This window comes from Kitasatospora sp. Ki12, from assembly GCF_054601375.1.
Map to the genome: position 1 here is coordinate 610,806 of NZ_BAAIHT010000001.1, position 16,998 is coordinate 627,803.

12 protein-coding genes are annotated in these 16,998 nt (G+C 74.7%); 1 reads left to right on the forward strand and 11 read right to left on the reverse strand.

The window, feature by feature from the left end:
• Positions 1 to 110: 110 nt before the first annotated feature.
• The 4 genes from ACYP53_RS02635 to ACYP53_RS02650 form a co-directional block, all read right to left on the reverse strand.
• Positions 111 to 1,244: an AI-2E family transporter gene (locus ACYP53_RS02635; protein ID WP_459646548.1), complete on the reverse strand. Its 1,134-nt coding sequence runs from the start codon at positions 1,242 to 1,244 to the stop codon at positions 111 to 113.
• A gap of 134 nt (positions 1,245 to 1,378) precedes the next feature.
• Positions 1,379 to 1,573: a DUF3046 domain-containing protein gene (locus tag ACYP53_RS02640; RefSeq protein WP_189922282.1), complete on the reverse strand. Its 195-nt coding sequence runs from the start codon at positions 1,571 to 1,573 to the stop codon at positions 1,379 to 1,381.
• 3 nt (positions 1,574 to 1,576) lie between these two features.
• Positions 1,577 to 2,161 (reverse strand): GNAT family N-acetyltransferase, encoded by a 585-nt coding sequence (locus ACYP53_RS02645; RefSeq protein WP_189922280.1) that lies wholly within the window; start codon positions 2,159 to 2,161, stop codon positions 1,577 to 1,579.
• Between the two features lie 342 nt (positions 2,162 to 2,503).
• A complete protein-coding gene (locus ACYP53_RS02650; RefSeq protein ID WP_459646549.1) occupies positions 2,504 to 4,126 on the reverse strand; it encodes a S8 family serine peptidase in 1,623 nt (540 codons plus the stop codon).
• Positions 4,127 to 4,346: 220 nt separating this feature from the next.
• Between ACYP53_RS02650 and ACYP53_RS02655 the strand changes: the two genes are divergently transcribed.
• The gene (locus tag ACYP53_RS02655; protein ID WP_459646550.1) at positions 4,347 to 9,095 is read left to right on the forward strand and encodes an ATP-dependent helicase; all 4,749 of its coding nucleotides are present in this window, start codon (positions 4,347 to 4,349) and stop codon (positions 9,093 to 9,095) included.
• Between the two features lie 73 nt (positions 9,096 to 9,168).
• On the opposite strand, the gene ACYP53_RS02660 is transcribed toward ACYP53_RS02655, so the two are convergent.
• The 7 genes from ACYP53_RS02660 to ACYP53_RS02690 form a co-directional block, all read right to left on the reverse strand.
• Complete coding sequence (locus ACYP53_RS02660) at positions 9,169 to 9,390, reverse strand: hypothetical protein (protein ID WP_459646551.1); 222 nt, start codon at positions 9,388 to 9,390, stop codon at positions 9,169 to 9,171.
• Between the two features lie 135 nt (positions 9,391 to 9,525).
• Positions 9,526 to 9,894, reverse strand: a complete 369-nt coding sequence (locus ACYP53_RS02665; RefSeq protein WP_049660741.1) for a helix-turn-helix domain-containing protein — start codon at positions 9,892 to 9,894, stop codon at positions 9,526 to 9,528.
• A 334-nt stretch (positions 9,895 to 10,228) separates the two neighbouring features.
• Positions 10,229 to 10,711 (reverse strand): CinA family protein, encoded by a 483-nt coding sequence (locus tag ACYP53_RS02670; protein ID WP_189922273.1) that lies wholly within the window; start codon positions 10,709 to 10,711, stop codon positions 10,229 to 10,231.
• A gap of 17 nt (positions 10,712 to 10,728) precedes the next feature.
• Positions 10,729 to 11,367 carry a CDP-diacylglycerol--glycerol-3-phosphate 3-phosphatidyltransferase gene (gene pgsA, locus ACYP53_RS02675; RefSeq protein WP_189922271.1) on the reverse strand — a complete coding sequence of 213 codons (639 nt, stop codon included), beginning with the start codon at positions 11,365 to 11,367 and terminating at the stop codon, positions 10,729 to 10,731.
• Positions 11,364 to 12,944 (reverse strand): 30S ribosomal protein S12 methylthiotransferase RimO, encoded by a 1,581-nt coding sequence (rimO, locus tag ACYP53_RS02680; RefSeq protein ID WP_459646552.1) that lies wholly within the window; start codon positions 12,942 to 12,944, stop codon positions 11,364 to 11,366. Before rimO ends, pgsA begins: the two co-directional genes overlap by 4 nt.
• A 97-nt stretch (positions 12,945 to 13,041) precedes the next feature.
• On the reverse strand, positions 13,042 to 13,905 hold the full coding sequence (locus ACYP53_RS02685; RefSeq protein WP_459646553.1) for a helix-turn-helix domain-containing protein: 864 nt from the start codon (positions 13,903 to 13,905) through the stop codon (positions 13,042 to 13,044).
• Between the two features lie 356 nt (positions 13,906 to 14,261).
• Positions 14,262 to 16,943, reverse strand: coding sequence for a DNA translocase FtsK (locus ACYP53_RS02690; protein ID WP_459646554.1), 2,682 nt, complete (start codon positions 16,941 to 16,943; stop codon positions 14,262 to 14,264).
• Positions 16,944 to 16,998: the final 55 nt, after the last annotated feature.

A 16,998-nucleotide genomic window follows, 5' to 3' on the forward strand; every position in this document is an offset into this window, starting at 1 on the left:
CCCTGTGGAAAACTCTTCGCCGGAGAGTACAAAGAACATCTGTTCGATTCAAGCTTCGCACGTCCGCGCCCCGGCGCCCCGGGACTCACCCCCGGGGCGCCGCCCCCGCCTCACTTCCCGTCCCCGCCGACCATCCGCCGCAGCCGCCGCGCCGCCTCCCGGCGCAGCTCCCGCCGGGCCCGCCGCTGCTCACCCCGGTCGATCCGCGGATCGACGGCCACCTCGTACCGCCGCACGTACGTGCCGACGAAGCCCTGCAGGGTCGCCGCCGCCGGGATCGCGATCAGCGCGCCCACCGCGCCGAGCAGCGCCGCGCCCGCGATCACCGCGCCGAAGGCCACCGCCGGGTGCACGTCCACCGTCCGCGCGGTGATCCTCGGGTGCAGCAGGTAGTTCTCGACCTGCTGGTAGACCACCACGAACACCAGCACCCAGAGCGCGTCCACCGGCTCCACGGTCAGCGCCACCAGCACCGGCAGCGCCCCGGCCAGGTACGTCCCGATGGTCGGCACGAACTGCGACATGACGCCCACCCAGATCGCCAGCGCCGCCGAGTACGGCAGGTCCAGCAGCGCGAACATCACCCAGTGCCCGGCGGCCGACACCACCGCGAGCAGCGCCCGGGAGTAGAGGTAGCCGCCGGTCTTGGCGAGCGCGATCTCCCAGGCCCGCAGCACCTCGCCCTGCTTGGCGGGCGGCAGCAGCGAGCAGACCGTCCGGCGCACCCGCGGGCCCTCGGCGGTGAAGTAGAAGGTGAACAGCCCGACCGTGAAGGCCTGGAAGAGCCCGCCGATCACGGTGGAGGAGACGCCCCAGACGTTGTCGGCGGCCTGCTGGGCGTAGTTCTCGATGGTCCCGGAGTCCTTGAGCAGCTTCTGCTGCAACTGCCCCAGCGACAGGTCCTGGTGGAAAGTCCGGTTGATCCAGCCGATCAGGTTGTCGACCAGGTGCGGCAGATCCCCGGCGATCTTCGCCACCTGGTCGACCAGCAGCGTGCCGAGCGCCGCCAGGAACCCGAGCACCGCGACCCCGACCGCGACGAACACCAGGAAGGTACCGACCCCCCGACGCACCCCGCGCGCCGCCATCCGGTCCACGGCCGGCTCCAGCGCGAGCGAGAGGAAGAAGGCCACCAGCAGCATCACGAAGAGGTCGATCAGCTGCCGGAAGGCCCAGTCGGCGAGCTGGAACAGCCCGACCAGCACCAGGAACAGCACCATCGCCCGGGGCAGCCAGCGCGGCATCCCGCCACCCCACAGGGCCCCGCCGCCCTTCCACCCCGCCCTGTCCGAATTCTTCTGATCTGCGCTGCTTGCCACCCGGACAGTCTGTCCCATACCGACCGGGCGGCCCCGGCCGACTCAGCGGCGCCGGAGGCTCAGCGCAGCAGCGTCGAGACCCCCTGGGTCGCGCAGACGACGCGCCAGACGTCCTTGGCCTCCCAGCCCGCGTCCAGCGCCTGGCGCACCGTCCGCCCGCCCAGCTCGGTCATCACGTGGTCGGTCGCGAACGACTCCGCGTACGCCTCCCCGAAGTGCTCGTACATCCGTCGCCAGAACTCCGTCAGCCTCATGGCTCAATTATCCCGGGCCCGCCACTGCTCGGCGGTCAGCGCGTACTCGACCTCGCCGTGCTCACTGCCGGGGATCATCTCCGGGTAGTCCTCGTGGAAGGTGCGGACGTACCCGAGCCCGCACTTCTCCATCACCCGCCGCGAGCGCTCGTTCACCGTCATGGTGTACGCCACCACCCGCTCGACACCCGACCCCGCGTCGGTGAAGCCGCGGCGGATCAGCGCCCGCGCGCCCTCCGTCGCATACCCGCGCCCCCACCCCGCCCGACGCAACCGATAGCCGAGCTCGACCTCGGCGCGCACACCCTCCACCGTCGGCCGGAACTCGAACCAGCCCAGGAACTCCCCACTCGCCCGCTCCTCCGCCGCCCACCAGGCGAGGTCTCCGTACCGGCGGTAGTGCTCCAGGTACCGCGGAATCAACGTGGACTCGACCCACTCCCGCGCACTGGGCTTCCCCCCGGTGAGGAAACGCATCACCTCCGGGTCACCGTCCAGCCCCACAAGGTCGTCGGCATCCGCGGACGTGAAGCGACGCAACACCAGCCGCTCAGTAGTGAGGTGCACAGACCTGCCCAGATCATCCATCCCCCGATCCTCACCCGCCCCCCACCACCCCGTCACCCGCTTTTCCCGAAGCCCACCACCCCCACCCCACCCCCAACACCCACCCACCCCCACCCCCCATCCCACCCACCCCCTCCCCTCCCCCTCACCGGCGAGAGGGACGCGCCGCGGAAGGGGCGGCGCAGGGGGTGGGTGCGGAGAGGGGCGTTGCGGGTGATTTTCAGACTGCCAACGGCGACCAGCCCCACCCCACAGAGTCGGCAGTCTGAAAATCATCCAGCCCCCGGAGCACCCACCCCCGGAGCCGCCCCGCCCCCACCCTCCCGAAAGCCCCACCCCCACAAAGCCCCGCGCAGCGGCCCCTCACCGCGACACCACCACCGCCCCCGCCCCAAAATAAGCACGGTCCCCACAGCCGTACGGCCCACCCTGGCACCCCGCCGCCGCCGTGCTCGCGAGCAGCGCCGCCAGCGCGTCGGACCCGTAGTCGGGGTGCAGCGCCGCCGCCACCGCGACCGCGCCGGTCACGTGCGCGGCCGCCATCGAGGTGCCGGCCAGCGCCGCGTACTGCCCGCCGGGCCAGTCGGAGACGACCGCGTTCTGCGACCCGCCGTCCGGGTCCCCGCCGGGGGCGGCCAGCGAGACCCGGCCGCGGCCGTAGTTGGAGTAGCCGGACGGGTGGCCGTCCCGGTTGACGGCGGTGACGGTGAGGACGCCGGGCAGTTCGCCGGGCAGCCGGACGCATTCGGTGCCCAGGAAGCGGGTCTGCGCCGGGCCGGAGACCCGGTCGTTGGGGCTGCGCTCGTCGGTCCGGGCGGCGCCGAGGTCCTGCGCGTCGTTGCCGGCCGAGGCGACCACCACCGCGCCCTTGCCCCGGGCGTACCGGACGGCCCGGTCGACGGCGGCGGTCAGCGCGGCCTGGTCCCGGTCCTCGGGGCAGTTGTACTTCCACGGGTCGGCGAAGTAGCTGTTGTTGACCGCCTTGGCGCCGTGGTCGGCGGCCCAGAGCAGTCCGCAGACGATGTTCTCGGCGTAGTACTGCCCGAGCGGCCCGAGCAGCCGGACGGCGGCGATCCGCACGCCGGGCGCGACCCCGGTGACGCCTCGGCCGTCCCGGGCGGCGCCGACGATCCCGGCGACGTGGGTGCCGTGGCCGCTCTCGCCCACCCCGGGGTCGGGCCGCCAGGCGCCGGTGCGGGCGTCGGGGCGGCCGTCGGCGCAGGAGGCGGAGGCCTTCGGGTCGACGGCGGCGCGCAGGTCCGGGTGGGTGTCGTCCACGCCGGAGTCCAGCACCGCGACCAGCACCCGGTGCAGCGTGCCGGGGTCCGGTACGCCGCCCGCGACCGGGGAGGCGTCGCCGGCCCCGGTCCGGGTGCCCACGCCGATCAGGGCGAGGTTCCAGGCGCCCCCCTCGGCCGGGTCCGGGACGGTGGTGGTGCCGGCGCCGCTGTCCGCCCGGCCACCACCGGCACGACCGGTGACGCGGGCGTCACCCGCCCTGGCAGTGTCGGTCCCAGCACGGTCCGCCCCGAAAGCCCCCCGCCCGCCACCGGCCGCACCGGACACACCGGCCCCACCGGCCCCACCGGCCACGCCGGCCGTGAAGTCCCCCGCCCCGTCCACCGCCCGGGGCGGTGCCACCACCGGCGCGGTCCGGGTCGCCCCGACGGCGGCGATCCCCGGCCGGGCGCGCACCCGGTCAGCGAACCCCCCGGTCGCGTACGCGAGGACGGCCCCGATCTGCGGGTACTCCTGCACCACCCGCCCGCCGGCCGCCCGGCTCTCCGCGCCCGCCAGTTCGGCGCCGGCGGCGTCCTCCCGTCCGGCCAGCACCAGGTAGCTGAGGTAGGCCCGCCCGGGCCCGGAGACGTACGGGACGGCCCCGCCCACCACGAGCGCCGTGAGCAGCATCGCGAGCAGCGCCCGGACGGGCCCGCGGACCCGGCGGGGCCGTCCGGGCCTGCCCGACGGGTTCGCCTGCGCCATCGCACGGCCTCCGCTCGTCGGTCCGGTGGGTCTCGGATGGATCATGTTTCCGAATCATCACCATATGAGCGGATTGTCGCTTCCGCTTCTCGACGTACACCCCACCCTCACCCCCACCCGCACGACCGCGCCCGCCCCACCCTCACCACCGCCCCACGACCGCCCTCACCCCCACCCCCACGACCCCCCGGTTGTCAGTCCCACCCGGCACCATGGGGGCATGGCGCCCCAGCACCCGACCCCGTCCGCCGACGACCCCTCGTCCGCCCAAGACCCCCTGGCCGGCTTCGCCCCGGCCACCCGGGCCTGGTTCACCGGCGCCTTCTCCGCCCCCACCGCCGCCCAGGCCGAGGCCTGGCGCGCCATCGGCCGGGACACCGACGTCCTGGTGGTCGCCCCCACCGGCTCCGGCAAGACGCTCGCCGCCTTCCTCTCCGCCCTGGACCGGCTCAGCAGCACCCCGCCACCGGCCGAGCCGAAGCGCCGCTGCCGGGTCCTCTACGTCTCACCGCTCAAGGCCCTCGCGGTGGACGTCGAGCGGAACCTGCGCGCCCCGCTGGCCGGCCTGCGCCAGGCCGCCGTCCGGCTCGGCCTGCCCGAGCCGGAGGTCCAGGTCGCCATCCGCTCCGGCGACACCCCGGCCGCCGACCGCCGCCGCTTCGCGACCCACCCGCCGGACATCCTGATCACCACCCCCGAGTCCCTGTTCCTGCTGCTCACCTCCGCCTCCCGGGAGGCCCTGCGCGGCGTGGACACGGTGATCCTGGACGAGGTGCACGCGGTCGCCGGCACCAAGCGCGGCGCCCACCTCGCCCTCACCCTGGAGCGGCTGGACGAGCTGCTGGACCGCCCGGCCCGCCGGATCGGCCTGTCCGCCACGGTCCGCCCGGTCGAGGAGGTGGCCCGTTTCCTCAGCCCGCGGCGCGGCGCCGTCGTCGTCCAGCCCCCCGCCGACAAGGCCTTCGACCTCTCGGTGGTCGTCCCCGTCCCCGACCTGGACGACCTGCCCGCCGCCCCGGCCACCGGCGGCGCCGCCGACGACGACCCGAAGCGGCAGGCCTCGATCTGGCCGCACGTCGAGGAGCGGATCGTCGACCTGGTCGAGGCACACCGCTCGACCATCGTCTTCGCCAACTCCCGCCGCCTGGCCGAGCGCCTGTGCAACCGGCTGAACGAGATCGCCCACGAGCGCGCCACCGGCACCGCCGTCCCCGAGGCGCACGCCCCGGCCCAGTTGATGGGCGGCTCGGGGGCGGCCAAGGGCGCCCCCGCCGTCATCGCCCGGGCCCACCACGGCTCCGTCTCCAAGGAGCAGCGCTCCCTGGTCGAGGAGGAGCTGAAGGCCGGCCGGCTGCCCGCCGTGGTCGCCACCTCCAGCCTGGAGCTGGGCATCGACATGGGCGCCGTCGACCTGGTCGTCCAGGTCGAGTCCCCGCCCTCGGTCGCCTCCGGCCTCCAGCGGGTCGGCCGGGCCGGCCACCAGGTCGGCGCCGTCTCCACCGGTGTCTTCTTCCCCAAGTACCGGGGTGACCTGGTGCAGTCCGCGGTGGTCACCGAGCGTATGCGGGACGGCCTGATCGAGGCGCTGCGCGTCCCGAGCAACCCGCTGGACGTCCTGGCCCAGCAGCTGGTCGCGATGACGGCCCTGGACGCCTGGCCGGTGGACGAGCTGCTCGCCGTGGTCCGCCGGGCCGCGCCCTTCGCGGCCCTCCCGCAGTCCGCCTTCGACGCCGTGCTCGACATGCTGGCCGGCCGCTACCCCTCGGACGCCTTCGCCGAGCTGCGCCCCCGGGTGGTGTGGGACCGGGTGGCCGGCACCGTGACCGGCCGCCCCGGCGCCCAGCGGCTGGCCGTCACCTCCGGCGGCACCATCCCCGACCGCGGCCTGTTCGGCGTCTTCATCGCCGGCTCGGACGCGTCCGACGCAAAGACCGGCGGAAAGAGCGGGAAGGGCGGCGGCAGGGTCGGGGAGCTCGACGAGGAGATGGTCTACGAGTCCCGGGTGGGCGACGTCTTCACCCTGGGCACCACCTCCTGGCGGATCGAGGACATCACCCACGACAAGGTGCTGGTCACCCCCGCCCCCGGTGTGCCCGGCCGGCTGCCGTTCTGGAAGGGCGACACCCTCGGCCGTCCGCTCGAACTCGGCCGCGCCCTCGGCGCGTTCACCCGCGAGCTGGGCGCCCTGGAGCCCGCGGCCGCCACCGAGCGCCTCAAGCGGGCCGGCCTGGACGACTGGGCCGCCGCCAACCTGCTCGACTACCTCGCCGAGCAGCGCGCCGCCTGCGGCCACCTCCCGGACGACCGCACCATCGTGGTCGAGCGCTTCCGGGACGAGCTCGGCGACTGGCGGATCGTCATCCACTCCCCCTTCGGCGCCCAGGTGCACGCCCCCTGGGCCCTCGCCCTGGGCGCCCGGCTGCGCGAGAAGCACGGGCTGGACCCCCAGGTCATGCACGCCGACGACGGCATCGTGCTCCGCCTGCCGGACGCCGACCTGCTGGCCCCCGACTTCGATTTCGGCAGCCCTTCCGACCCCGCGGGCCCGGCCCCCGACGGCGCACCTGACGACGCCCCGGTCGGCGCCGACGCCGCCCTGTTCGACCCCGCCGAGATCGAGCAGCTGGTCACCGACCAGGTCGGCGGCTCCGCCCTGTTCGCCTCCCGCTTCCGCGAGTGCGCGGGCCGCGCCCTGCTGCTCCCCCGCCGCAACCCCGGCCGCCGCACCCCGCTCTGGCAGCAGCGCCAGCGCGCCGCCCAACTCCTCGAAGTCGCCTCCGAGTACGGCTCGTTCCCGATCGTCCTGGAGGCCGTCCGGGAGTGCCTGCAGGACGTCTTCGACGTCCCCGGCCTGGTCGAGCTGATGGGGGACCTCGAGTCCCGCGCCGTCCGCCTGGTCGAGGTCACCACCCACGAGCCCTCCCCCTTCGCCCGCTCACTCCTCTTCGGCTACGTCGCCCAGTTCCTCTACGAGGGCGACTCCCCGCTGGCCGAGCGCCGCGCCGCCGCCCTCTCGCTGGACTCCCGGCTGCTGTCCGAACTCCTCGGCCAGGCCGAGCTGAGCGAGCTGCTCGACCCCCGGGTGCTCGCCGAACTGGAGGCCGAGCTCCAGCGCCTCACCCCCGAGCGCCGGATCAGGGACGCCGAGGGGGTCGCCGACGCCCTGCGGCTGCTCGGCCCGCTCAGCGAGGCCGAACTGACCGTCCGCGGCGCCGAGCCGCTCTGGGCCCTGGAGCTGGAGGCCGCCCGCCGGGTGATCCAGGTCCGGATCGGCGGCGAACAGCGCTGGGCCGCGATCGAGGACGCCGGACGGCTGCGGGACGCGCTCGGCACCCCGCTGCCGGTCGGCGTCCCCGAGGCCTTCACCGAGCCGGTCAAGGACCCGTTGGGCGATCTGATCGCCCGCCACGCCCGCACCCACGGCCCGTTCACCGCCGCCGAGGCCGCCGACCGCTTCGGCCTCGGCACCGCCGTCGTCACCGGCACCCTGCAGCGCCTCACCGCCGCCGGCCGCCTGGTCCAGGGCCAGTACCGGCCCGCCGAGCAGCACACCGCCCACGAGTGGTGCGACGCCGAGGTGCTGCGCCGGCTGCGCCGCCGCTCGCTGGCCGCCCTGCGCCAGGAGGTCGAGCCCGTCCCGCCGCGCGCCCTGGCCGCCTTCCTCCCCCAGTGGCAGCACCTGGCCGGCCACCGGCTGCGCGGCCCGGACGGCCTGCTGCGGGTGGTCGAGCAGCTCCAGGGCACCGCACTGCCCGCCTCCGCCCTGGAGAAGCTGATCCTCCCGGCCCGGCTCGCCGACTACTCCCCCGGTCTGCTGGACGAGTTGACGGCGGCCGGCGAGATCGGCTGGTGCGGGGCCGGCGCCCTGCCGGGCAAGGACGGCTGGCTCAGCCTGCACCTCGCCGAGAACGCCCACCTGCTGCGCCCCGAGCCCGTCCCGCCCGCGCACACCCCGCTGCACAGCGCCCTGATGTCCGCCCTGGCCGGCGGCTACGGCCTGTTCTTCCGCCAACTGGTCCAGCGGCTCCCGGAGGAGACCCCGGAGCCCGAGGTCGTCGAGGCCCTCTGGGACCTGGTCTGGGCCGGCTACGTCACCAATGACACCCTCGCCCCGCTGCGCGCCCTGCTGGGCTCCGGCCGGACGGCGGGCGCCACCGCGCACCGCGCGCCCCGGGCCACCCCGCGCGGCCGCTACGGCGGGGCCGGCCGCGCCTTCGGCCGGGCCGGCGGCGCCCTGCGCAGCGGCCCGCCGACGGTGGCCGGCCGCTGGTCGCTGCTGCCCGCCTTCGCCGCCGACCCGACGGTTCGGGCCACCGCCCGGGCGCAGAGCCTGCTGGACCGGCACGGCCTGCTCACCCGGGGCACGGTGGCGGCCGAGCGGGTGCCCGGCGGCTTCGCCGGGGTCTACCGGGTGCTGGCCGCGATGGAGGAGCGCGGCCGGGCCCGCCGGGGCTACTTCGTCGAGGGCCTGGGCGGCGCCCAGTTCGCCATGGAGGGCGCGCCGGACCGGCTGCGCTCGGTCAACAGCCGGCTGGAGCGGGCCGGGGCCGCCGAGTGGCCGGCCGCCCCGGCCGGCGAGCCGCCGCAGACGCTGGTGCTGGCCGCCGCCGACCCGGCGAACGCCTACGGCGCCGCCCTGCCCTGGCCGGAGCCGCCCGCCGCCCCCGACGGCAAGGAGTCCACCGCCCACCGCCCGGGCCGCAAGGCGGGCGCGCTGGTGGTCCTGGTGGACGGCGAACTGGTGCTGTACGTGGAGCGCGGCGGCAAGTCCCTGCTGGCCTGGCCGGAGGACGGCGCCACCCGGGCGCTCGCGGCCGCGGCGCTGGCCCGCGCGGTGCGGGAGGGCGCGCTGGGCAGCGTCACGGTGGAGCGGGCCAACGGCGGGCCCGCCCTCGGCTCGGACCTCGGCCGCGCCCTGGAGGAGGCCGGCTTCCACGCCACCCCGCGCGGCCTGCGGCTGCGCCCGTAGCGCCCTCGGGCCCGCGCCGGAACGCACCGGAGGCCGCGGGGTCGTGGACCCCGCGGCCTCCGGCCACGTCGAATCACCCGATCGGCGGCGGCTGTGCCTCCACCGGTCGTACCGTCTCCGCTCGGCGGCGCGGGGCCGGTCCGGTCGCGTTCCGGTCGGCGTGGACCGGGATGAGACCGAGTCCCCACCCTCCGGCCGCGAGCAGCCCGAGGGCCGCACCGTCGGCCAGTTGTCCCCGGACGACCAGGAGCCACCAGGCGAGCCCGGCCGCCACGGCTGCCAGGATCCACCGCACCGGACGCCGCTCCCGGGGCAACAGTCGCGCCCGAGCCCGTATTCGGGCCACCGGGCGCATCATCGCGTCTCTCCGCACGACCGCCATCCCTTCGCTCGCCCCGGGCAGTGCTGCCCGCGCTCGGCGAGGCCGGGATCAGGCGGCGACCACGTCCATCGCGGCGGCCTTGGGCGACATGTTCGCCCGGTCGGTGCCGGGGGCGGGCAGCGGAACCGGTTCGAGTACCGGCCTCAGCAGATCACCTTCGGAGAGGGTGGCCATCGCCGCAAGTTCGGCGAGCGACAGTTCGTCGCTGACCTCGCGCATGACCTCGGACATCCGGACGTCGAGTGCGTCGCAGATGGCGGAGAGCAGCTCCGAGGAGGCCTCCTTCTGTCCCCGCTCGACCTCGGAGAGGTATCCGAGCGAAACCCTGGCGGCCGCCGACACCTCGCGGAGTGTGCGGCCCTGGCGCTGGCGCTGCCGACGCAGTACATCGCCCAGTAGGCGACGGAGCAGGATCATCGGTGCCTCCCTCCTCGGACTGCGGATCGAGATGTCACGACCCCACCGTACCGCCTTGCCCGCTTCGCGTGCGGGGACCCTGGTCGTGTTCACTGTGGGCTGCAAGGCTGTCCCCCTCCTCGTTCCGGTGTCGTTCCCGGGTTTGCGGGCCCCTCGTGGTACCCGGCGCGGGCGACCCGGCCACCGTCACGCAACTCGTTCGCCACCTGGTTTCTGCCCAACCAGGCTGTTGGATGTAACACGATCCTCCAGCTGTGTCATACCCGGGCGCCAGACCACCGGATCCCGTTCCGGTGGAGGCCCGGCTGAGCCCGCCCCGTCGGGGCCCGCCCGTTCAGCCCGCGAGCCGGCCGACGAGCAGCTCCAGCGCGGCGGTCACCGCCCCCTGACGGATTCTGGCACGCCCGCCCGACAGCAGGGGTGAACTGACCAGAGTTCCCCCCGGGCCGGCGACGGCCAGGTGTACGGTGCCCACCGGCTGCCCGTCCTGCGGGTCCGGACCGGCCACCCCGGTCGTCGCGAGCCCGTACGTCGCCCCCAGCAGCCCGCGCACGCCCTCGGCCATCTGCCGGGCCACCACCGGGTGCACCGGCCCGTACACGTCCAGCAGGCCCTCGTCCACCCCGAGCACGGAGGCCTTCAGCTCGGTCGCGTAGGCGGTGACCGAGCCCCGGAAGGTCGCGGAGGCCCCGGGGACGTCCACCAGCGCGGCCGCCAGCAGACCGCCGGTCAGCGACTCGGCGACGGCCAGCGTGCCGCCGCCGGCCCGCAGCGCGGCGTGCGCCCGCTCGGCCAGCAGGTAGTCGTGCTCCGCCATCCGCTCTCCCCCGTCGCTCAGCGGCCCGCGCGCTCCGCGGCCCGTCCCTCCCGGCGCAGGCGCAGTGCCTGCCCGACGTAGTCCAGCGCGGTGCCGACGGTCAGCAGCACCGCCAGCCCCATCAGCACGGCCCGCCCGGTGGCCAGCCAGCCGGTCAGGGCCAGGACGTACATGCCGACCGCGGTGCCCTGGGTCAGCGTCTTGAGCTTGCCGCCGCGGCTGGCCGGGATGACCCCGTAGCGGATCACCCAGAACCGCATCAGGGTGATGCCCAGTTCGCGGGCCAGGATCACCACGGTGACCCACCAGGGCAGGTCGCCGAGCACCGAGAGGCCGATCAGCGCCGAGCCCATGATCGCCTTGTCCGCGATCGGGTCGGCGATCTTCCCGAAGTCGGTGACCAGGCCCTTGCGGCGGGCCAGCTCCCCGTCGAACAGGTCGGTGATCATCGCGACGGCGAACGAGGCCCAGGCGACCGAGCGCCACTTGGGGTCGTGTCCGCCGTCGGCGAACAGCAGCACCACGAAGACGGGCACCAGCAGCACCCGGACCATCGTGAGCACGTTGGCGATGTTCCAGATCCCCGGGGTCGGCGCCGCCGCGGCCGCCGGTCTGCCCGGGTGGGCCGCGGCCGGGGCGCCGGGCCCCTGGGTCATTCCCCGACTCCCGAGGCCTCGGCCCCCGAGGCCTCGGCCCCCGAGGTCCCGGCCTCCGGGGCGCCGGCCTCCGGGGCGCCGGTCTGCGCGGTCCCGGTCTGCGCGGTCCGGGGCAGTCGCACCTGCTCCAGCGCCTCGGCGATCAGGTCGACGCCCTCGCTGGCCACCACCTTGGCCCGCCAGAACTGCCCGACCTCGGGGGCCTCGACGCCCTCCAGGGTGGTCAGGCCGTCGGTCTCCGGCGCCTGGTGGGCGGCCCGGCCCTCGACCACGCCGTCCTCGATCGACTCGATCAGCACCTCGATCTCGGTGCCGATCCGCTGCTCGGCCCGCTGGGCGGTCATCTCCTCGGCCAGCCGGCTCAGCCGGTCGACGCGCTCGGCGACCACGTCCTCGGGCAGCTTGCCGTCGTAGGTCGCGGCCTCGGTGCCGTCCTCGTCGGAGTAGCCGAAGACGCCGATCGCGTCCAGCCCGGCGTGGGTGACGAAGCGCTCCAGCTCGGCGAAGTCCTCCTCGGTCTCACCGGGGAAGCCGACGATGAAGTTGGACCGGGCCCCGGCCTGCGGGGCCTTGTCCCGGATGGTCCCGAGCAGCTGCAGGAACTGGTCGGTGGAGCCGAAGCGGCGCATCCGGCGCAGCACGGCGGGCGCCGAGTGCTGGAAGGACAGGTCGAAGTAGGGCACCACGTCGGCGGTCCCGGTCATCGCGTCGATCAGGCCCGGGCGCATCTCGGCCGGCTGCAGGTAGGAGACCCGCACCCGCTCGACCCCCTCGATCGAGGAGATCTCGCCGAGCAGCGTCTCCAGCAGCCGGATGTCGCCGAGGTCCTTGCCGTACGAGGTGTTGTTCTCGCTGACCAGGACGACCTCGCGGACGCCCTGCCCGGCCAGCCACTGGGCCTCGTGCAGCACGTCGGAGGGGCGGCGGGAGATGAAGGAGCCGCGGAAGGCCGGGATGGCGCAGAAGGAGCAGCGGCGGTCGCAGCCGGAGGCGAGCTTGACCGAGGCGACCGGGTTGTCGTCCAGGCGCTTGCGCAGGGTGCGCGGGCCGGAGGCCGGGGCGAGGCCCTCGGGCAGGTCCGCGATCGGCTCGGCGGCGGCCTCGGCGCCGTGGCCGGGCAGGGCGACCGCCTCGGCGGCGGACTGCCGCTCGGCGGGGCTGATCGGCAGCAGTTTGCGGCGGTCGCGCGGGATGTGCGGCGCGTGGTGGCCGCCGGAGAGGATGGTCTGGAGGCGGTCGGAGATGTCGGCGTAGTCGTCGAAGCCGAGCACGCCGTCGGCCTCGGGCAGCGCGTCGGCGAGCTCCTTGCCGTACCGCTCGGCCATGCAGCCGACCGCGACGACGGCCTGGGTGCGGCCGTGCCCCTTGAGGTCGTTGGCCTCCAGCAGGGCGTCCACGGAGTCCTTCTTGGCGGCCTCGACGAAGCCGCAGGTGTTGACTACGGCGACGTCCGCTTCGGCGGCGTCGTCGACGAGCGACCAGCCGTCCGCCTCCAGTCGCCCGGCGAGTTCCTCGGAGTCCACCTCGTTGCGGGCGCATCCGAGCGTGACAAGGGCGACAGTACGGCGTTCAGGCATAGGCCCAAGATTAACGCGCGGCCTCCGGTGCCGTTCGCCCCGGAGGCCGCGCGCCTCGGATCAGCTGATCATCACCGGGCCTGTGCGGCCCCTGTGGTCAGCCAGCCTGCGGGTCCCCGGGGGTGTACGTGACGTGCACCACCTGCCCGTCCTTGCCGAGGAGGCCGAGGTCCTTGCCGTTGACGTACGCGTGCACGGCCCCGCCGTTGCCCAGCACCAGCTTGATCTGCTTGGGGTCGGTGAAGGTCTGGTCCTGGCCGTCGCTGATGTTGTTCTGGAACAGCGACTTGCCGTTGCTGTTCATCGCCGAGACCCAGCTGGTGCCCTCGGCGACCAGCTTCACGGTGACCTTGTCGGCCGGGACGGCGGCGATCGCGGCGGCGCTCGGGGCGGGCGCCGGCGGCTGGACGGCGGGCGAGGCGGCGGGGGCCACCGAGCCGGTGCCGGAGCCGCTGGGCAGCGGCGCGCTGGCGGAGCCGGTGGTGCCGTGCCCGCCCTTGCCGCTGACCAGGTTGAAGCCGATCAGGGCGACCACCGCGACGATCGCGGCGACCATGGCGGCCGCCCAGTTCGGCCGGCCGCGGCTGGGCACCTTGATCGGGCCGTTGTCGATCAGGGCGCTCGCCGGACGCTTGGCGGCCGGCGAGCCGCCGTGCGCGGCGTCGTAGCGGGCGACCAGCTCCTCGCCGTCGACGCCGACGGCGCGGGCGATCAGCCGGATGTGCCCGCGGGCGTAGAAGTCGCCTCCGCAGCGGCCGAAGTCGTCCTCCTCGACGGCATGGACGATCGGCACCCGGACGCGGGTGGCGGTACTCACCTGGTCCACCGTGAGTCCCGCGTCGATCCGGGCGGCGGACAGCACCCGGCCGATGCTCGGGGCATCGGCCGCCTGCACCGCGTCGTCGGTCGGCTCGACGGACGACGGGGTGTTCTCGCGGTCGGTGGACTTGCCGATGGTCACGGGGCACGCCTTTCGAGCGGATGGCCACCTGCTGGGGAACAGTCTAGGGGCGTGGGCGGATCGTTTCTCAAGCGGAACGGGCCCGAATGCGCACACCCGGTCCGACCGGGGTCCGGCACCCGGCTGAACGGTCGTCAGCGGAGCCGCACGCTGGGGACCCGATCTTCGCTTTCCGGCCTGTGACGCGGTGCGCGGACGTTCGGTTCCCCACTCCGCGCCTACCCTCCTCCGAACGAGTGACACCTCGTCCGGGACACGGGTTCGTCCGGCCCGCGGGGGCGCCGGACGACCGGTCCACCGGGCCCGCCGGGCCGCCCCGGCTCCGCAGGCTCACCCGCGGCCCCGCGGGCCCGCCCTCAGCCCCGCAGGGTCACCAGCACCCCGTCCAGCTCGTCCGGCTTGACCAGGACGTCGCGGGCCTTGGAGCCCTCGCTGGGGCCGACGATCCCCCGCGACTCCATCAGGTCCATCAGCCGGCCCGCCTTGGCGAAGCCGACCCGGAGCTTGCGCTGGAGCATCGAGGTCGAGCCGAACTGGGTGGAGACGACCAGCTCGGCCGCCTGGATCAGCAGGTCCAGGTCGTCGCCGATCTCCTCGTCGATCTCCTTCTTCGGCCCGCCGCCGACCGTGACGTCGTCCCGGTAGACGGCGGTCAGCTGGTCCTTGCAGTGCTGCACCACCTTGGCGATCTCCGCCTCGGTGACGAACGCGCCCTGCATCCGGATCGGCTTGCTGGCCCCCATCGGCAGGAAGAGCGCGTCGCCCTTGCCGATCAGCTTCTCCGCGCCGGGCTGGTCCAGGATGACCCGGGAGTCGGCCATCGCGGAGGTCGCGAAGGCCAGCCGGGACGGCACGTTGGCCTTGATCAGGCCGGTGACCACGTCCACCGAGGGCCGCTGGGTGGCGAGCACCAGGTGGATGCCGGCCGCGCGGGCCAGCTGGGTGATCCGGACCACCGAGTCCTCGACGTCGCGCGGCGCGACCATCATCAGGTCGGCCAGCTCGTCGACGATCACCAGCAGGTACGGGTACGGCCGCAGCTCCCGCTCGCTGCCGAGCGGCGGGGTGACGGTGCCGGCCCGCACCGCCGCGTTGAAGTCGTCCACGTGCCGGAAGCCGTACGCCGCGAGGTCGTCGTAGCGCATGTCCATCTCGCGCACCACCCACTGGAGGGCCTCGGCGGCCTTCTTGGGGTTGGTGATGATCGGAGTGATCAGGTGCGGGATGCCCTCGTAGGCGGTCAGCTCGACCCGCTTGGGGTCGACCAGCACCATCCGCACCTCGTCCGGGGTGGCCCGGGCGAGGATCGAGGTGATCAGGCAGTTGATGCAGGACGACTTGCCCGCGCCGGTCGCGCCGGCCACCAGGATGTGCGGCATCTTGGCCAGGTTGGCCATCACGCTGTGGCCCTCGACGTCCTTGCCCATGCCGACGACCATCGGGTGGCTGTCCTCGGCGGCCGCGCGCGAGCGCAGCAGGTCGCCGAGGTTGACCATCTCGCGGTCCCGGTTGGGGATCTCGATGCCGACCGCGGACTTGCCCGGGATCGGGCTGATGATCCGCACGTCCGGGCTGGCCACGGCGTACGCGATGTTCTTGGCGAGCGCGGTGATCCGCTCCACCTTGACGGCCGGGCCGAGCTCGACCTCGTAGCGGGTGACCGTCGGCCCCCGGGTGAAGCCGGTGACCCGGGCGTCCACCTTGAACTCGGAGAAGGTGCTGGTGAGCTGGGCGACCACCTCGTCGTTGAGCGCGCTGCGGGCCTTGGCCGGGCCGCCGCGCTCCAGCAGGTCGAGCGGTGGCAGCGCGTAGGTGACGCCCTCGCCGAGCTGGAGCTGCTCCATCCGCACCGGCGCCGGGCCGTGCTCCTCGGGGGCGCCGGGGCCGCCGCTGCGGGCGGCCGGGACGGCGGGCTCCTCGGGCGCGGCGGTGTAGTCCTGGACCTGGTGCATCATGTCCGCCACCGCGGAGGAGGCGGGCACGCCGTAGACCAGCGCGCCGTCCAGGTCGGCGGCCGCGCCGGCGGCCAGGTCGCGGGTGGCGTACGGGTCCAGCGGCTCCTTGTCCAGGGAGACCCGGACGGCCTCCGCCGGGTCCTCCGCGTCGCCCGTCCCGCGCCGGCGGCGGCGCCGGCGGGCGGCCACCTCGTCCGTCGGGCCGTCACCACCGGTGTCCACGGTGAACGGCAGCGCGTCGGGGTCGGCGTCCTCCGGCGGTTCGGTGGACAGCTCGCGCTCCGGCGTGCGCCCCCGGCGCAGCTCGTCCTCCGGCCCGGGCTCGACCACGCCGAGCCGTATCCCGATGCCCCGGATCCGCTCGCCGATGCGGTTGACCGGGGTGGCGGTGACCACCAGCAGGCCGAAGAAGGCCAGCAGCAGGAGCAGCGGCACGGCGAGCGCCGGCCCGGCGGCGGCCATCATCGGGGTGGACGCGGCCCAGCCGATGATGCCGCCGGCCGACCTTATCCGGGAGGCGCCGCTGCCCATCATGGGTGCGCCGCAGCCGATGTGGACCAGGCCGAGGACGCCGACCAGCAGCGCGCTCAGCCCGATCACGATCCGCCCGTTGGCCTCCGGCAGCTCCGGGTGGCGCCAGAGCCGGATCGCGATCGCGGCCAGCAGGAAGGGCACCAGCACGTCGAGCCGGCCGAACAGCCCGGACACCACAGCGGTGGCCGCCTCGCCCAGCCAGCCCTGCGGACTGAACCAGGTGCCGGCGGCGGTCACCAGCGCGAGCGCGAACAGCAGCAGGCCCACGCCGTCCTTGCGGTGGGCCGGGTCGAGGTTCTTGGCCCCGTCGCCGAAGCCCCGGAAGATCGCGGCGATCGGGCTGGCGATCGCGTTGAGGGCGCCCATCAGCACCGACCTGGACGGCGGCGCGGACGGCGCGGCCGACTTGGCCGCCGTCCTCTTCGCGGGAGCCGCCTTCTTCGCCGCCGCCTTCTTCGCGGGCGGCTTGCCCGGGGCTTTCGCCGCGGCCTTCTTGGACGGTCCCGGACTCGTCTTACGTGCTGCGTTCCCGGGCGTGCGAGTGGCCATGGGTCAGCAGCCTACCGGTGTGGACCACGGGTGCACATGCGCCGGAGCCGGGCCG